Origin of the sequence: Caulobacter sp. UNC358MFTsu5.1, assembly GCF_000712075.1 — a bacterium.
Classification (GTDB): domain Bacteria; phylum Pseudomonadota; class Alphaproteobacteria; order Caulobacterales; family Caulobacteraceae; genus Caulobacter.
Map to the genome: position 1 here is coordinate 1 of NZ_JONW01000010.1, position 15,306 is coordinate 15,306.

Genomic DNA, 15,306 nt, shown 5'->3' on the forward strand with positions numbered 1-15,306 from the left:
CGGGGCGACCTCGACGAAGGCGTGGATGTCGTAGGGCCAGCCGTGCAGCAGCAGCACCGCCGGGCCGTCCTTGGGGCCCATCTCGACATAGCCGATGTTCAGCACGCCCGCGTCGATCTGCTCGACGGCGTCGAAGGCGGTGGGGACCGGCGTCGCGGCGCGCGCCCCGGAGGCCAGTCCGGCGAAGGCGGCGGCCAGCGCGGTCGCGCCGAGGAAGCCGCGGCGGCTCGGGTCGTTGTCCTGGGGGTGCGCTGAGGTCATGGCCGGAATCCTTCGGTTGCGGGATACCGGAAAGACTACGCCTCCCGATGCCGGGCAAGGGGCGGCCTCGTGGCGCTGGGGATTGTTCGCGATTGTGCGGCCGGCGTCGGACGAACCGGGACCGCCCGCGCCGCGGAGTCTATCGGGCGACGGACCGCAGACCGTGCACCAGGGCCTGGGCGGCGATCGCCGCCTGGGTGCGGTTGTGGACGTTGAGCTTGCGCATCAGCGCGGTCATGTGGGCCTTGACCGTGGCCTCGGCGATGCCGAGGTCGAAGGCGATCTGCTTGTTCAGCAGGCCTGAATTGACGCCTTCCAGCACCTTCAGCTGGGTCGGCGTGAGTTCCTCGAACGCCGCTTCCAGATCGCGGTCGATAACGCGGACTGCCGTCGTGCTCATGCTTGAACCCCTCTGTTTCATCCCAGCGCAGCCATCATCAGCGGTGCGACGCCCGTTTGTTTTCCGTTCGCCGATCAGAGTCGGTGAACGCGGGTCGTGTTCCAGGATGGTAACGCTATCTGTTGGACAAGTTCAAGCGATTTGCGAAATGTGAACGTGAACATTTGTTTTTGACAGGCGTAATGTCGAAACCTGTCATACAGATTTGACGGGGCGTGGCGAGTTGGAACAAGCTCGCCCCCGCGACGGCGGCGCTTGCCGAATGTGGAGATGGGTGGATGAGCGAGGGCCGTTTGGCCGACAGGGCCTATACGGGCATCGTCGAGATGATCAACGCCGACGGGATGGAGGTCGGGGATCGCTTGCCGTCCGAGGCGCGCCTGGCGGAAATCTTCGGCATGTCGCGCACGATCGTGCGCGAGGCGCTGGTCCGGCTGGCCGCCGACAGCATCACCGAGCCGCGTCGCGGGGCCGGGTCGTTCGTGAAGAATCGCCCGTCGGACAAGCTGGGCGCCTACATGCCGCTGTCCGAACTGCCCTCGACCCTGGGCAGCTATGAAGTGCGTTTCGTGCTCGAGGCCGAGGCGGCGCGGCTGGCGGCGGCGCGGCGGTCGGACGAGGAGATGACCAGCATCGAGGGGGCGCTGTCGGATCTGCGCAAGGCGCTGCTGTCGAACGCCCCGGCCCACGCCGAGGACATGGAGCTGCACCGTCGCATCGTGCAGGCCACCGCCAACCCCGCCTTCCTGCTGGCGTTCGAGGCCCTGCAGCCCGACGTCGACCGGATCATGCGCGCCGGCGTCGACATCTCGCGGTCGCGGCCGCCCGAGGCGATCGCCGAGATGATGCGGGAGCACGAACTCATCGTCGAGGCGATCCGCGCGCAGGACGGCGACGGCGCGGCCCTGGCCATGCGCTGGCACCTGTCGCGCGGACGAAAGCGCCTGATGCCCTAGGCGCGCGCCGAGTCGCCGGCCCAGCGCGGGACGTCGTGGCGGGCGCCGTCCAGCCAGGTCTGGGCGAGGTCGCACAGCTGTTCGGGCGGGGCGGCGGCGTCGAGCGTGAAGACCGCCTCGTCGGCGCCGGGGCGCTCGAGCGTGGCGAGCTGGCTGTCCAGCAGGCTGGCGGGCATGTAGTGGCCGGCGCGACGGGTGAGCCGCCGCAGGAGTTCGTCGTAGCTGGCGTCCAGCAGCACGAAGCGCGTCGGGGCGCCGATAGCGTCGCGCAGGCGCTCGCGATAGCTGCGTCTCAACGCCGAACAGGCCGCCACGACCTGGCCCCGGGCGGCGACCGTCTCGCCGACGGCGCGGCCCAAGCGATCCAGCCAAGGCCAACGGTCGTCGTCGTCGAGGGGCCGGCCGGCGCTCATCTTGGCGACGGCGCGGGCGTCGTGGAAATCGTCGCCTTCCAGGAACGGGCTGTCCAGCTTGTCGGCCAGCAGGGCGCCGAGCGTCGATTTCCCGCTGCCGCTCACGCCCATGACGATGATGGCGAGGCCGGCGGACGGGGCGAGGCGGGATGGCGGCGGCAAGCGGCTTCCTTGAAAGCTGGCCGGCCCGTCGCTCGAACGACAAGCCGGCCGCACAATAGGAAACCGGTTTCTACCGGGCCGCCGACGAGGCGTAACTACGACCATGGTCGAGGATGGCCCGGCGGCGGCGATTCCTTATCGATAAGGGATTAGGGTGAGGAGAGTGGCATGCGAGCGGTCCTTCTGGCGGCGTTCCTGGGGGTTTCGACTCCCGCCCTGGCCCAGGCCGCTTCTGTCTTGCTCACCGCGCCCGACGATCCCCGCGCGATCACCGTCAAGGGCGTGGGCGACGGCCGCGCCGACGACACCGAGGCCGTCCAGAAGGCCATCGACGCCGCGCGCGATCCCACCGGCCACGGCCTGGTCTTCCTGCCCTCGGGCCGCTACCGCCTGAGCCGCACGATCCTGGTGCCCCCGGGCGTGCGCGTCTTCGGGGTGGGGGCGACCCGGCCGGTCTTCTTGCTGGCCCCCAACACGCCGGGGTTCCAGAAGGGCGTGGGCACGATGATCGTGTTCACGGGCGGCGACCAGTACCAGGTCGGCGACATCCCCGTACCGGTGTCGACCGTGGTCCCGCCGACCGACAAGGTGCGCGACGCCAATTCGGGGACCTTCTATTCGTCGATGGCCAACATCGACATCGAGATCGGCGAGGGCAATCCGGCCGCGGCGGGCGTGCGCTTCCGCATGGCCCAGCACGCCTTCCTCAGCCACATGAACTTCCGCCTGGGCTCGGCCTTCGCCGGCGTCTACCAGGCCGGCAACATCATGGAGGACGTCCACTTCCAGGGCGGGCGCTACGGCATCGTCACCGAGAAGACCTCGCCGGCCTGGCAGTTCACATTGGTGGACTCCAGTTTCGACGACCAGCGCGACGCGGCGATCCGCGAGCACGAGGTCGACCTGACCCTGGTCAATGTGGCGATCCGCAACACGCCGGTCGGCATCGACATCGACCGCGGCTACAGCGACAGCCTGTGGGGCAAGAACGTCCGGTTCGAGAACGTCTCCAAGGCCGGGGTCGTGATCTCGGCCGAGGACAGCGTCTTCACCCAGGTCGGCTTCGACAACGCCGTGGCCTCGAACACCCCGGTGTTCGCCCGCTTCCGCGACAGCGGCAAGACCGTGGCCGGCAAGGGCCGGGCCTATCGGGTGGGCGCGTTCACCTACGGCCTGACCCTGTCGGGCCTGGGCCAGACGGGCGAGTACAAGACCGTCGCCGACGTGACGCCGCTGAAGGCCTTGCCGGCCGCGTCCGCGCCGGCCCTGCGCGCCCTGCCGCCGGTCGCCGACTGGACCAACGTCAGGACCCTGGGCGTCAAGGGCGACAGCCAAACCGACGACACCGCCGCCCTGCAGAAGGCGATCGACACGCACCGCGTGCTCTATCTGCCGATCGGCTTCTACAAGGTCACCGACACCCTGAAGCTGCGGCCCGACACCGTGCTGATCGGCCTGCACCCGGCCATGACCCAGCTGGTGATCCCCGACGACAACCCGCGCCACGCCGGCGTCGGGCCGGTGACGCCCGTGCTGGAGACGCCCAAGGGCGGCGACAACATCCTGTTCGGGCTCGGGATCTTCACCGGCCGGGTCAATCCGCGCGCCTCGGCCCTGCTGTGGCGGTCGGGCGCGACCTCGCAGGTCACCGACGTCAAGATCATGGGCGGCGGCGGCACGCCCACCATGGACGGCAAGCCGCTGGGCGCGCTGCAGGCCCGCAGCGGCGATCCCGTCGCCGACGGCCGCTGGGACGGCCAGTACCCGAGCATCTGGGTGACCGACGGCGGCGGCGGCACCTTCGCCAACGTCTGGAGCCCCAACACCTTCGCCTCGGCGGGCTTCTACATCAGCGACACCAAGACGCCGGGCCACATCTACGAGGTCTCGGTCGAGCACCACGTGCGCAACGAGTTCGTGCTCGACAATGTCGAGAACTGGGAATTCCTGGCGCCCCAGACCGAGCAGGAGGTCGGCGACGGCCCGGACGCCGTCTCGCTGGAGGTGCGCAACTCGCGCAACATCCTGTTCGCCAACTATCACGGCTATCGGGTGACGCGGTCGTACCATCCGGCCGAGACGGCGGTGAAGCTGTTCAACTCGACCGACATCCGCTTCCGCAACGTCCACATCAACGCCGAGAGCGGCGTGGCCCTCTGCGACCAGATCGGCTGCGGCACCTATCTGCGGGCCAGCAAGTATCCGTTCGAGAACGCCATCCAGGACAAGAGCCGCAAGCAGGAGGTGCGCGAACGCGAGTTCGCGGTGCTGGACGTCACCGGCGATCCGTCGCCCGTCGCCACGGCCGCCGACCCTAAGGTCCGCAAGCTGGAAACCGGCTTCTGGTCGATCTCCGGCGCGACGGTGGGCGCGGACGGGGCGCTGTACTTCGTCGAGAAGCGCTTCCAGCGGATCTATCGCTGGACGGCGGCCAAGGGTCTGGAGGTGGTGCGCGACAATTCGCTGGACCCGACCAACCTGGCGGTCGACGGCTCGGGCAAGCTGCTGGTGGTGTCGTCCTACGGTCCGCAGGCCAGCGTCTATTCGATCGATCCCGACGGTCCCAAGGACCAGATGACGATGATCGCCCCGACGCCCGCGTCTCCGCGTGCGGGCGGCAAGACCCTGCTGCCGGTCAACTGGTGGAACAACGGCGAGTTCCGGGACCAGTACGACCCGGCCACCGACCAGTTCACGACCCTGGCGCAGATGTTCGCCCGCGACGTCGGCACGCCCAAGACCCAGGAATACGTCTCGCCCGACGGCAGCCTGTCGCTGCCCGCCTTCCGGGTGTGGCAGCAGGGGCCGCCCGACCATGTGGGCTGGCGCTGGGCCGACAGCCTGCAGGCCAACGGCCTGATCGGCGGCGCGGTCGGCGAGCGGGTGTTCGTCACCAACGGCTCGGAGAACAAGACCTACAGCGGCCAGATCGGCCCCGGCGGGACGCTGACCGACCTGAAGGCCTTCGCCGATCGCGGCGGCGAGAGCGTCGCGGTCGACGGCCAGGGCCGGGTGTTCGTCGCCAACGGCCAGATCTTCCAGTACGGGCCCGACGGCAAGCCGGCCGGCCGCATCGACGTGCCCGAGCGGCCGCTGCAGCTGATCTTCGGCGGGCCGGACAAGAAGACCCTCTTCGTCCTGACCCATCATTCGCTCTATGCGGTCACGCCCTGACCGGGGGCTTGCGTTTGTTCGCGCGACGGGCCGACATCCGGCGGTTCGTCGCGGGTAGGGGAGTTTCGCCATGAAGACTTGGCTCGTCGCGCTGGGCGCGGCTTCGATCGCGTCCGTCGTGGTCCCGGCCGGATCGGCCTGGGCTTCGGTCTCGGTCTTCGCGACCGCGCCCGACGATCCCGCCGCCGTGACGGTCAAGGCCAAGGGCGACGGCCGCGCCGACGACACCGCCGCCCTGCAGGCCGCGATCGACGCCGCCGCGGCCAAGCCCGGCGGCGGCGTGGTGTTCCTGCCGTCCGGCCGCTACCGGATCAGCAAGACGCTGTTCCTGTGGCCGGGCGTGCGGGTGTTCGGCGTCGGCGCCACGCGCCCGGTGATCGAACTGGGCGACAGGACGGCGGGCTTCCAGAAGGGCGTGGCCAACATGGTGATCTTCGCCGGGGCCAAGCGCGACCCGGCCCGCCGCGTGCCGTTCCCGGTCCCGGGCAGCGTGCCGTTCGACAAGGCCATCGCCGACGCCAATTCGGGCACCTTCTACAGCGCGATGGCCAACATCGACTTCAAGATCGGCGACGGCAATCCTGCCGCGACCGCGATCCGCTTCCACGCCGCCCAGCACGCCTTCGTCAGCCACATGGAGTTCGACATCGGCTCGGGCCTGGCGGGGCTGTACCAGGTGGGCAACGAGGCCGAGGACCTGCATTTCAAGGGCGGGCGCTACGGCATCCTCGCCGAGAAGACCTCGCCCGCCTGGGGCTTCGTGCTGCTGGACTCCACCTTCGAGGGCCAGCGCGACGCGGCCATCCGCGAGCACGAGGCCGGCCTGACCCTGGTCAATGTGACCCTGCGCGACACACCGGTCGGCATCGAGATCGACCGCGGCTACGGCGACTGGCTGTGGGGCAAGGACGTCCGCTTCGAGAACGTCTCCAAGGCCGGCGTCGTGATCTCCAACGAGAACAACGTCTACACCCAGGTGGGCTTCGACAACGCCGTGGCCTCCAACACCCCGGTGTTCGCCCGCTTCCGCGACAGCGGCAAGACCGAGGCCGGCAAGGGCAAGGCCTATCGCGTTTCGTCGTTCACCCACGGCCTGACCCTGCCGGGTTTGGGCCAGGTCGGCGCCTACAAGACCGAGATGAAGGCCGAGGCGCTTCCCGGCCTGCCGGCGCGGCGCACCCCGGCGATCCGGGCCCTGCCGGCTGTCGCCGACTGGGTGAACGTGCGCACGCTGGGGGCCAAGGGCGACAACGCCACGGACGACACCGCCGCTGTCCAGAAGGCGATCGACGCCCATCGCGTGGTCTATTTCCCGACCGGCTTCTACCGCGTCGCCGACACCCTGAAGCTGCGGCCCGACACCGTGCTGATCGGCCTGCACCCCAGCCTCACCCAGATCGTGCTGCCCGACCGCACCGAAGGTTACCAGGGCGCCGGCGCGCCCAAGGCCCTGGTCGCCTCGGCGGACAAGGGCGACAACATCGTCTTCGGCCTGGGGCTCAACACCGGCGGGATCAATCCGCGCGCCACGGCCCTGCTGTGGACGGCGGGCGCCAACTCGCTGGTCGACGACGTCAAGTTCCAGGGCGGCCACGGCACCAATCTGTACGACGGCGAACGGTTCAATCCGTACAACGCCAACGCCACGGCCGACGCCGATCCGGCCAAGCGCTGGGCGGGCCAGTATCCCAGCCTGTGGGTGACCAACGGCGGCGGCGGGACCTTCGCCAACATCTGGAGCCCCAGCACCTACGCCTATTCGGGCATCTACGTGTCCGACACCCAGACCCCCGGCTACATCTACCAGGCCTCGGTCGAGCACCACGTGCGCACCGAGATCAGTCTCAACCGCGTGGCCAACTGGGAGCTCCTGGCGCCGCAGACCGAGGAGGAGGCAGGGGAGGGCGAGGATACCGTCTCGCTGGAGATCCGCGACTCCCGCGACATCCTGGTGGCCAACTACCACGGCTATCGCGTCACCCGGACGCGGCGGCCGGCGGCGGCGGCGGTCAAGGTCTACAACTCGCAGGACATCCGTTTCCGCAACGTGGCGGTGAACGGCGAGAGCGGCTTCAGCACCTGCGACGAGAACGGCTGCGCGACCTTCCTGCGCCTGACCAAGTACCCCTACGAGAACGCCATCCAGGACGTCACCAGCGGGCTGGAGGCGCGCGAGCGGCAGTTCGCGGTGCTGGACCTGACCGCCCACCCGTCGCCGGTCACGCCCTCGATCTTCCCCGCCGGGGCCCGGATCGAGAAGCTGGGCGACGGCTTCTTCTCGCTGGGCGGCGGCGCCGTGGACGCGGCCGGGACGCTCTACTTCACCGACCGCCGCCACCAGCGCATCTACAGCTGGTCGGACGCGCGCAAGCTGTCGATCGTGCGCGACAACACGCTGGACCCGATCAACCTGGCCGTCGACGGCTCGGGGAACCTGCTGGTCCTGTCGTCCGACGGCCGCGACGGCACGGTCTACAGCTTCAAGCCGGGCAGCCCCGACACCGAGGTCACGGTGATCGCGCCGACCCCGACCGCCGACCATGCCGGGGCGGCGACCGTGCTGCCGGTCAACTGGTGGAACAACGCCGAGTTCAAGGACCAGCTGGATCCGGAGACCTACCAGTTCACGACCCTGGCCCAGCTGTTCGCCCGCGACATGGCGCTGCCCAAGGCCAAGGAATACGTCTCGCCCGACGGCAGCCTGGCCTTGCCGGCCTACCGCGTCTTCCAGCAGGGGCCGCCCGACTACCGGGGCCTGCGCTTCTCGGACTCGCTGGACACCTACGGCTTCACCACGGCCAAGCCGGGCCAGCGGGTGTTCGTCGCCAACAGTTCCGAGAACAAGACCTACAGCGGCCTGGTCGGGCCCCAGGGCGAGGTGACGGACCTGAAGGTCTTCGCCGATCGGGGCGGCGAGAGCGTTGCGACCGATCCCGAAGGGCGGGTCTATGTCGCCAACGGCCAGGTCTTCGTCTACGCCCCCGACGGACGGGAGCTGGGCCGCATCGACGTGCCCGAACGGCCGCTGCAGCTGGTCTTCGGCGGCGCGGACAAGCGCACCCTGTTCGTCCTGACCCATCACGCGCTTTACGCGGTGCGAGGGCGCTGAAGCCGCCCTCGCGGCCCGGGACTACGACCATGGTCTAATGGTTTGCCCGCGGCTAGCCTGACAAATTCCCTCAAGGCCATCGGTCGATGGACTCAACGAAAATGAGGGAGGCAGCAGGATGAGTGGTGTTGGTCGCGCCGGCGGGGGACCGTCCTATTTGAGCGCTCTGTTCGCGACGAGCGCGGTGGCGTTGATGGCGATGGCGGGGGCCGCGAGCGCCCAGACGGCGCCGTCCGCGCCGGCGCCTGCCGCCGCGCAGGAATCCTCGACCGTGGAGACGATCATCGTCACCGGCAGCCGGATCAAATCCACCAACTTCACCGCCCCCACGCCGACCCAGGCCCTGGGCGAGGCGGATCTGCAACGCAACGCCGAGCCGAACGTCTTCACCACCATCGCCCAGCTGCCCTCCTTGCAGGGGTCGACCGGCGCGACGACGGGCACCTTCAGCACCTCGAGCGGCCAGCAGGGCCTCTCCTCGTTCTCGCTGCGGGGCCTCGGCACCATCCGGACCCTGACCCTGCTGGACGGCCAGCGCGTGGTCCCGGCCAACGTCACGGGCGTCCCCGACATCAGCCTGTTCCCGCAACTGCTGGTCCAGCGCGTCGACGTCGTGAACGGCGGCGCCTCGGCCTCGTACGGCTCGGACGCGGTCGGCGGCGTGGTCAACTTCATCACCGACAAGCGCTTCGAGGGCTTCAAGTCGAACTTCGCGGCCGGCGTCACCACCTACGGCGACAACGAGCAGTTCCTGGCCCAGGTCGCGGTCGGCAAGTCCTTCATGGGCGGCAAGCTGCACGTGCAGCTCAGCGGCGAATATGATGACGAGGAAGGCGTTCCGGCCGGCGGGTTCGGCGAGGACGCGCCCGGCGACCGCGACTGGTACACGACCGCCACCCTGGTCAACCGCGGCGTCACCAACGACGGCTCGCCGCAGTACCTCTATCGCGAGCACGCCCAGGCCTATCAGTACACCAAGTACGGCCTGATCAGCGCCGGGCCGCTGCAGGGCACCGCCTTCGACAAGGCCGGCAATCCGTTCCAGTTCCAGTACGGCTCGAACGGCGTGCCGGTTAAGAACGCCGCCGGCAACGTGACCAACTGCTACTCGAACGGCGGCTTCTGCGTCGGCGGCGATCTGTCGGGCAACGTCGGCGTCGGCACGTCGCTGCAGTCCGAGATCAAGCGCCTGAACGGCTATACCCGCGTCGCCTACGACATCGACGACAACAACGAGATCTACGGCACCCTGAACGTCGCCCGCGTCGAGAGCGCCAACCAGCCCAATCCGGGCGCGGCCACGACCGGCCTGACGCTGCAGTGCTCCAACCCGTACCTGCCGGCTTCGGTCGTCACGGCCTGCGCCAACAACGGCATCACCCAGTTCACCTTCGGCACCAGCAACGCGCTGCTGCCGCGGAACATCTCGGTCCATCCGACCCGGACCCAGGTCCGCGCGGTGATCGGCGCCGACGGCAAGTTCAACGCCTTCGACAAGGACTGGTCGTACGACGCCTACTACACGCACGGCCAGAACACGACGAACATCCATGTCCGCGACATCCTGCTGACCCCGCGCTACCGGCAGGCCGTCCAGGCGGTCCTGCTGAACGGCCAGATCGTCTGCGCCGACGCGACCGCGCGGGCCAACGGGTGCCAGCCGATCAACGTGTTCGGCGGCCAGACGCCCAGCGACGCGGCCCTGGCCTACATCACCCCAAAGAACGGCCCGTACCAGCACTCGGTCCAGAAGCAGGACGTGGCCAGCATCAACGTCACCGGCGAGCCGATCCAGGGCTGGGCCGGCCCGATCTCGCTGGCCGTCGGCGCCGAATATCGCCGCGAGCAGTACCACGTTCACGGCGACCCCTACGGCGACGGTTCGGCGGCCTCGCCCTACACCGTCGACTATCCGGCCGACCCGATCCTGAACACCCAGGGCAACAACTGGTTCGCGGGCAACTATCACTCGGGCGCCGGCAAATACAGCGTCAAGGAAGCCTATGCGGAAGTGAACGTGCCGCTGGTGGACTCCGAAGCCGCCGGCAAGGCCAACCTCAACATGGCCGGCCGCTGGACCGACTACAGCACCTCTGGCACCGTCTATACCTGGAAGGTCGGCGGCACCTGGGACACGCCGCTGGAGGGGATCCGCCTGCGGGCGGTCACCTCGCGCGACGTGCGGGCGCCCAACCTGTCGGAGCTGTTCGCCGCGCCGGTCACGACGACGCAGCCCAACTTCACCATTCCCTCCACCGGCACGCCCCCCGCGGGTCAACCGGCGGGACCCGGCGCGCTGACGCTCTTGCAGAACGTGATCGGCAACCCGGACCTGAAGCCGGAAATCGCCAAGAACGTCTCGCTTGGCGTGGTCCTTTCCAACCCGAAGTGGTTCCCTGGCTTCAGCGCCTCCGTCGACTGGTACAACATCGTGCTGAACGGCGGCATCTCCAGCCTCAGCGCCCAGCAGGTCGTCAACTTCTGCTATGCGGGCCTGACGCAGTACTGCGGCAACTTCAACCTCAACCAGCCTTCCCCGTTCGTGACCGCCCAGGTGTTCAACCTGGCCTCGATCAAGACGAGCGGCTTCGACATGGAGGCTAGCTACCGCTTCGATATGCCTGGCGTGCCGGGCCACTTCGATCTGCGCGCCCTGGCGACGAACGTGCACAAGTACGTCACCAATCAGGGCTTCCCCGGCGGCTCCGTCATCGACAGCGCGGGCCAGAATTCGGGCAACACGCCGGACTGGAAGGTGCTGGCCGTGCAGACCTGGACCTCCGACCGGTTCATGCTCAGCCTGCAGGAGCGCTGGTTCAGCGACGGTGTCATCGGCGGCCAGTACATCGAGTGCGCCCCCGGCAGCTGCCCGACCGGCAGAAGCGCGGCGGACAACAACAACTATCCGACCATCGACTACAACCGGATGAAGGGCGCGACCTATGTCGACCTCAGCGGTTCGTACGAGGTCAGGGATGGTCTGAAGGCCTATTTCAAGGTCGCCAACCTGTTCAACAAGGATCCGACGCCCTCGCCGCAGACCAATACCGGTCTCGACGCCAACCCGGCGCTCTACGACCTGCTGGGCCGGTTCTACCACGTCGGTCTTCGCTACGAATTCTAACTTGAGCCGCTTCCACCACCTCCCCCTGGGCGGCGCCGCCCGGATCGAAACGGCTCTCCTGCCGCGTCGATCCGGGCGCACTTTTTTGACGGCCGGGAAGCCCGCTGGAAGCGCTCGTCCGAAGCTGGGCCGTCTCGTGCTTGCCTTATCGGGCGCGTCACGCCCCTATGGCCCGGCGTCGGGGTTGCGACCTCGACGATCGGACCAACACCTCGTCGCCGTGGCGTCGGCGGACCTTCAGAAGGTTGTCCCTTGAGCAGGCTGGAGCGCGCCCGGGGCGCCACCCTCGTCGACGTCGCCCAGCTGGCCGGCGTCTCGCGCATGACGGTGTCGCGGGTGATCAACGGCGACGCCCGGGTCCGCGAGCCGACACGCCTGGCCGTCCAGGCCGCGATCCGAGAACTGAGCTACGAGCCCAACCTGGCCGCCCGCAACCTGGTCATGGCCGGCGAGCTGCGGATCGGGGTGATCTATTCCAATCCCAGCGCCGCCTTCATGAGCGACTTCCTGATCGGCGTGTTCGAGGAGGCCACCAACGCCGGCGCGCGGCTGATCCTGCTGCGGGGCGAGAACGGCCAGCCGCCGGCGCCGCACGAGCTGCAGAGGCTGCTGGGCTCGGGCGTCCAGGGCGTGGTCCTGGCCCCGCCGCTGGGCGAGTGCGTCATCGTGCGCGAGGTCCTCCGTTCCGCCAACCTGCCCGTCGCGGTGGTCGCCGCGGGACGTCCCCCGGCCGACGCGATCAACGTCCGCATCGACGACCGCCAGGCCAGCCAGGCCTTGACCAAGCACCTTCTGGACCTCGGTCATCGCCGCATCGGCTTCATCACCGGCAACCCCGACCAGACCTCCAGCGCCGAGCGCCTGGAAGGCGCGCGGGCGGCGGTCGCTCAGGTGAAGGGGGCCGAACTGATCCTGGCCCCGGGCGCCTTCACCTATGCTTCGGGCCTGTGCGCCGCCGAGCAGTTGCTGGAGTCCGACACGCCGCCCACCGCGATCTTCGCCAGCAACGACGACATGGCCGCCGCCGCCGTCTCGGTGGCCCACCGCCGCCATCTCGACGTGCCGGCCGACCTGACCGTGGTCGGGTACGACGACACGACCGTGGCCACCACGCTGTGGCCGCCGCTCACCACCGTCCGCCAGCCGGTGCGCCAGATGGCGGCCGTGGCGCTGGACCGGCTGCTGCGCGCCCTGCGCTCGACCGAGCCCGCCGCGAAGGCTCCCGCCGACTACGTGCTGGACCACGCCCTGATCCAGCGCCAATCCGCCGCCCCGCCCGGACGCCCCGTCCCGGCCGCGGACACGACAGTTCAAGAGAGGTCCCCGCATGCCTGATCCGTCCCCCGACATGGAACGCGCGACGGTCGGGCGGGTGACGCGGCGGCTGATGCCGCTGTTCTGCCTGATGTACCTGATCGCCTATATCGACCGGCAGAACGTGTCCTACGCCAAGCTCGACATGGTCCAGGCCCTGGGGCTCAGCGAGGCCGCCTACGGCCTGGGCGCGTCGCTGTTCTTCATCGGCTACTTCCTGTTCGAGGCGCCGTCGAACCTGATCCTGGCCCGGGTGGGCGCGCGGGTCTGGTTCGCGCGGATCATGTTCACCTGGGGCCTGGTCACCCTGGCCCTGGGCTTCACCCAGAACGCGGCGATGTTCTACGTCCTGCGGTTCCTGCTGGGGGTGACCGAGGCAGGGTTCTTCCCCGGCGTGCTCTACGTCCTGACCCTGTGGTACCCGCAGGCGCATCGCGCCCGGATGGTGGGCCTGTTCATGATCGCCAGCGCCCTGGCCAACGCCGTCGGGGCGGCGGTGGGCGGGCTGCTGCTGGACCTGGACGGCACGCTGGGCCTGGCCGGCTGGCAATGGGTGTTCCTGGTCACCGGCGTCCCGGCCGTGCTGCTGGCCCCCTATGTCCTGTGGCGCCTGCCGGACGGCCCGAACCAGGCCCGCTGGCTGCCGCAGGCCGAGAAGACCTGGCTGGCCGGCGTCCTGGACGCGGAGAAGGGCGGGGTGGTCGACGACCATCGCGGGGCCTGGAAGGCGATCTTCGACCCGCGCGTCCTGCTGCTGGCCGGCCTCTATATCGGCATGCCGCTGGGCGCCTACGGCCTCAGCTACTGGCTGCCGACGATCGTCAAGTCGTTCGGCGTCTCCAACACCGTCAACGGCTTCATCAACGTCATCCCGTGGATCCTGGTCGGGGCGGCGCTGTGGTTCGTGCCGCGCCACGCCGCGCGCCACGGCGCCAGCGCCTGGCACATCGCCGGACCCTGCCTGGTGGCCGCGGTCGCCCTGACCCTGAGCGTGGTCCTGCCGGGCGCGGCCCTGAAGTTCGCCATGCTGTGCATCGCCGCCCCGGCCATCTTCTCGGCCCAGCCGGTGTTCTGGAGCCTGCCGCCCAGCTTCCTCAGCGGACCGCGCGCGGCGGCCGGCATCGCGGCGATCAATGCGATCGGCAATCTGGGCGGCTTCATCGCCCAGAACCTGGTGCCGATGGTGCGCGACGCGACGGGCAGCAACCTGGCGCCGATGCTGGCCCTGGCCGGCGTGCTGGTGGTGACCAGCCTGCTGATCTTCTACGCCATGGCCCGGCTGGAGAAGGCGCGGGCCGCCGCCGGCTGAGCGCGCCTAGGCCTTCGGCGCCGCCGTCGAGGCGCGGTGGATCAGGGTGAAGGGCAGCAGTTCGTCGCGCGGCCGCTGCTCGGTCCCGGAATTGCGGGCGACCCCGCTGATCAGCATCTTGGTCGCCAGGGTCGACATCTCGACCAGCGGCTGGCGGATCGTGGTCAGCTGCGGACGGCTGAGGCGCGAGACAGGGCTGTCATCGAAGCCCGCGACGGAGACGTCGCCGGGGACGGACAGATCGGCCTCGGCCGCGGCCGCCAGGGCGCCCAGGGCCATGTCGTCGTTGGAGGCGAAGATCGCCGTCGGCCGGTCGGGCAGGGCCAGCAGGGCGCTCGCCGCCTTGTGGCCGGACTCGAAGGTGAAGTCGCCGTCGCGGATCCAGGCCTTGTCCACCTTCAGGCCGCGCGCCTTCATGGCGGCGACATAGCCCTCGCGGCGGGCCGGGGCGGCGCCGTAGCGCGGGTCGCCCATGATGAAGCCGATGCGCGTGTGGCCCTGGTCGGCCAGGTGCTCGGTCATCTCACGGGCGGCGGCGACGTCGTCCATGTGCACGCGCGGGCCCAGGCCCTCGGGCTTTTCCGGGCCGAGGCGGACATAGGGCGTGCCGGCCTTGTCGAGCAGCTCCAGCACCACCTCGTTGTCGCACGACGGCGGGGTCAGGATCACCCCGTCGGGCTTGAGGGCGGCCAGCAGGGCGCCGACCTCCTGGCGCACCCGGGGGCCGTCGTGGTCGATCAGCTCGACCAGCAGGTGATAGCCGGCCTGCCGGGTCTCGACCGTGGCGCCCAGCTGGATGCGCTGCAGGTAGTCGGACCCGCGCTCGCTGCGCCAGTGGTCCAGGGTCAGGGAGGCGTCGACGAAGACGGCGATCACGAACGAGCGCGAGCCGGCCAGGCTGCGGGCCGACAGGTTGGGCGCGTAGCCCAGGGCGGCGGCCGCCTCCAGGACGCGCTCGCGCATCTGCGGACGCACGTTGGGCTCGTTGTTCATCACGCGGGAGACGGTCTTGATCGACACGTCGGCGCGCGCCGCAACGTCATAGATCGTCACCGACGCCATCAGCTCGCCCAACTCCCGCTTC

The 15,306-nt window shown here is 69.4% G+C and carries 11 protein-coding genes; 6 read left to right on the forward strand and 5 right to left on the reverse strand.

The features are described 5' to 3' along the window. Together BR39_RS0119405 and BR39_RS0119410 are read right to left on the reverse strand one after the other, a co-directional pair. The coding region (locus tag BR39_RS0119405; protein ID WP_029915258.1) for a twin-arginine translocation signal domain-containing protein at positions 1-261 on the reverse strand (261 nt) is incomplete at its 3' end. 139 nt (positions 262-400) lie between these two features. Further along, positions 401-661: a helix-turn-helix transcriptional regulator gene (locus BR39_RS0119410; protein WP_029915259.1), complete on the reverse strand. Its 261-nt coding sequence runs from the start codon at positions 659-661 to the stop codon at positions 401-403. 278 nt (positions 662-939) lie between these two features. Between BR39_RS0119410 and BR39_RS0119415 the strand changes: the two genes are divergently transcribed. Beyond that, the gene (locus BR39_RS0119415) at positions 940-1,617 is read left to right on the forward strand and encodes a FadR/GntR family transcriptional regulator (protein ID WP_029915262.1); all 678 of its coding nucleotides are present in this window, start codon (positions 940-942) and stop codon (positions 1,615-1,617) included. Here the strand turns inward: BR39_RS0119415 and BR39_RS0119420 are convergent. Beyond that, positions 1,614-2,192, reverse strand: coding sequence for a gluconokinase (locus BR39_RS0119420; RefSeq protein ID WP_029915263.1), 579 nt, complete (start codon positions 2,190-2,192; stop codon positions 1,614-1,616). The two genes, BR39_RS0119415 and BR39_RS0119420, sit on opposite strands and share 4 nt — an antisense overlap. A 168-nt stretch (positions 2,193-2,360) precedes the next feature. On the opposite strand from BR39_RS0119420, the gene BR39_RS0119425 reads away from it, so the two are divergent. Beyond that, complete coding sequence (locus BR39_RS0119425; RefSeq protein WP_029915265.1) at positions 2,361-5,366, forward strand: glycosyl hydrolase family 28-related protein; 3,006 nt, start codon at positions 2,361-2,363, stop codon at positions 5,364-5,366. A 70-nt stretch (positions 5,367-5,436) separates the two neighbouring features. After that, complete coding sequence (locus BR39_RS0119430) at positions 5,437-8,475, forward strand: glycosyl hydrolase family 28-related protein (RefSeq protein ID WP_029915267.1); 3,039 nt, start codon at positions 5,437-5,439, stop codon at positions 8,473-8,475. A gap of 153 nt (positions 8,476-8,628) precedes the next feature. Here BR39_RS0119430 and BR39_RS27115 read toward each other — a convergent pair whose 3' ends face one another. Then, on the reverse strand, positions 8,629-8,766 hold the full coding sequence (locus tag BR39_RS27115; protein WP_231499516.1) for a hypothetical protein: 138 nt from the start codon (positions 8,764-8,766) through the stop codon (positions 8,629-8,631). Between BR39_RS27115 and BR39_RS0119435 the strand changes: the two genes are divergently transcribed. The 3 genes from BR39_RS0119435 (at position 8,747) to BR39_RS0119445 (ending at position 14,222) form a co-directional block, all read left to right on the forward strand. Next, positions 8,747-11,599, forward strand: coding sequence for a TonB-dependent siderophore receptor (locus BR39_RS0119435; protein WP_231499517.1), 2,853 nt, complete (start codon positions 8,747-8,749; stop codon positions 11,597-11,599). The two genes, BR39_RS27115 and BR39_RS0119435, sit on opposite strands and share 20 nt — an antisense overlap. Positions 11,600-11,851: 252 nt before the next feature. Beyond that, positions 11,852-12,934 (forward strand): LacI family DNA-binding transcriptional regulator, encoded by a 1,083-nt coding sequence (locus BR39_RS0119440; RefSeq protein WP_029915271.1) that lies wholly within the window; start codon positions 11,852-11,854, stop codon positions 12,932-12,934. Further along, complete coding sequence (locus tag BR39_RS0119445; RefSeq protein WP_029915273.1) at positions 12,927-14,222, forward strand: MFS transporter; 1,296 nt, start codon at positions 12,927-12,929, stop codon at positions 14,220-14,222. Before BR39_RS0119440 ends, BR39_RS0119445 begins: the two co-directional genes overlap by 8 nt. A 6-nt stretch (positions 14,223-14,228) precedes the next feature. Here the strand turns inward: BR39_RS0119445 and BR39_RS0119450 are convergent, their stop codons facing one another. Continuing rightward, complete coding sequence (locus tag BR39_RS0119450) at positions 14,229-15,284, reverse strand: LacI family DNA-binding transcriptional regulator (RefSeq protein ID WP_029915281.1); 1,056 nt, start codon at positions 15,282-15,284, stop codon at positions 14,229-14,231. Between the last annotated feature and the right edge of the window lie 22 nt (positions 15,285-15,306).

Coding starts and splice junctions, on each gene's coding strand:
- BR39_RS0119410 (WP_029915259.1), bottom strand. CDS start 661: ATGAGCACGACGGCAGTCCGCGTTATCGACCGCGATCTGGAAGCGGCG.
- BR39_RS0119415 (WP_029915262.1), top strand. CDS start 940: ATGAGCGAGGGCCGTTTGGCCGACAGGGCCTATACGGGCATCGTCGAG.
- BR39_RS0119425 (WP_029915265.1), top strand. CDS start 2,361: ATGCGAGCGGTCCTTCTGGCGGCGTTCCTGGGGGTTTCGACTCCCGCC.
- BR39_RS0119430 (WP_029915267.1), top strand. CDS start 5,437: ATGAAGACTTGGCTCGTCGCGCTGGGCGCGGCTTCGATCGCGTCCGTC.
- BR39_RS0119445 (WP_029915273.1), top strand. CDS start 12,927: ATGCCTGATCCGTCCCCCGACATGGAACGCGCGACGGTCGGGCGGGTG.
- BR39_RS0119450 (WP_029915281.1), bottom strand. CDS start 15,284: ATGGCGTCGGTGACGATCTATGACGTTGCGGCGCGCGCCGACGTGTCG.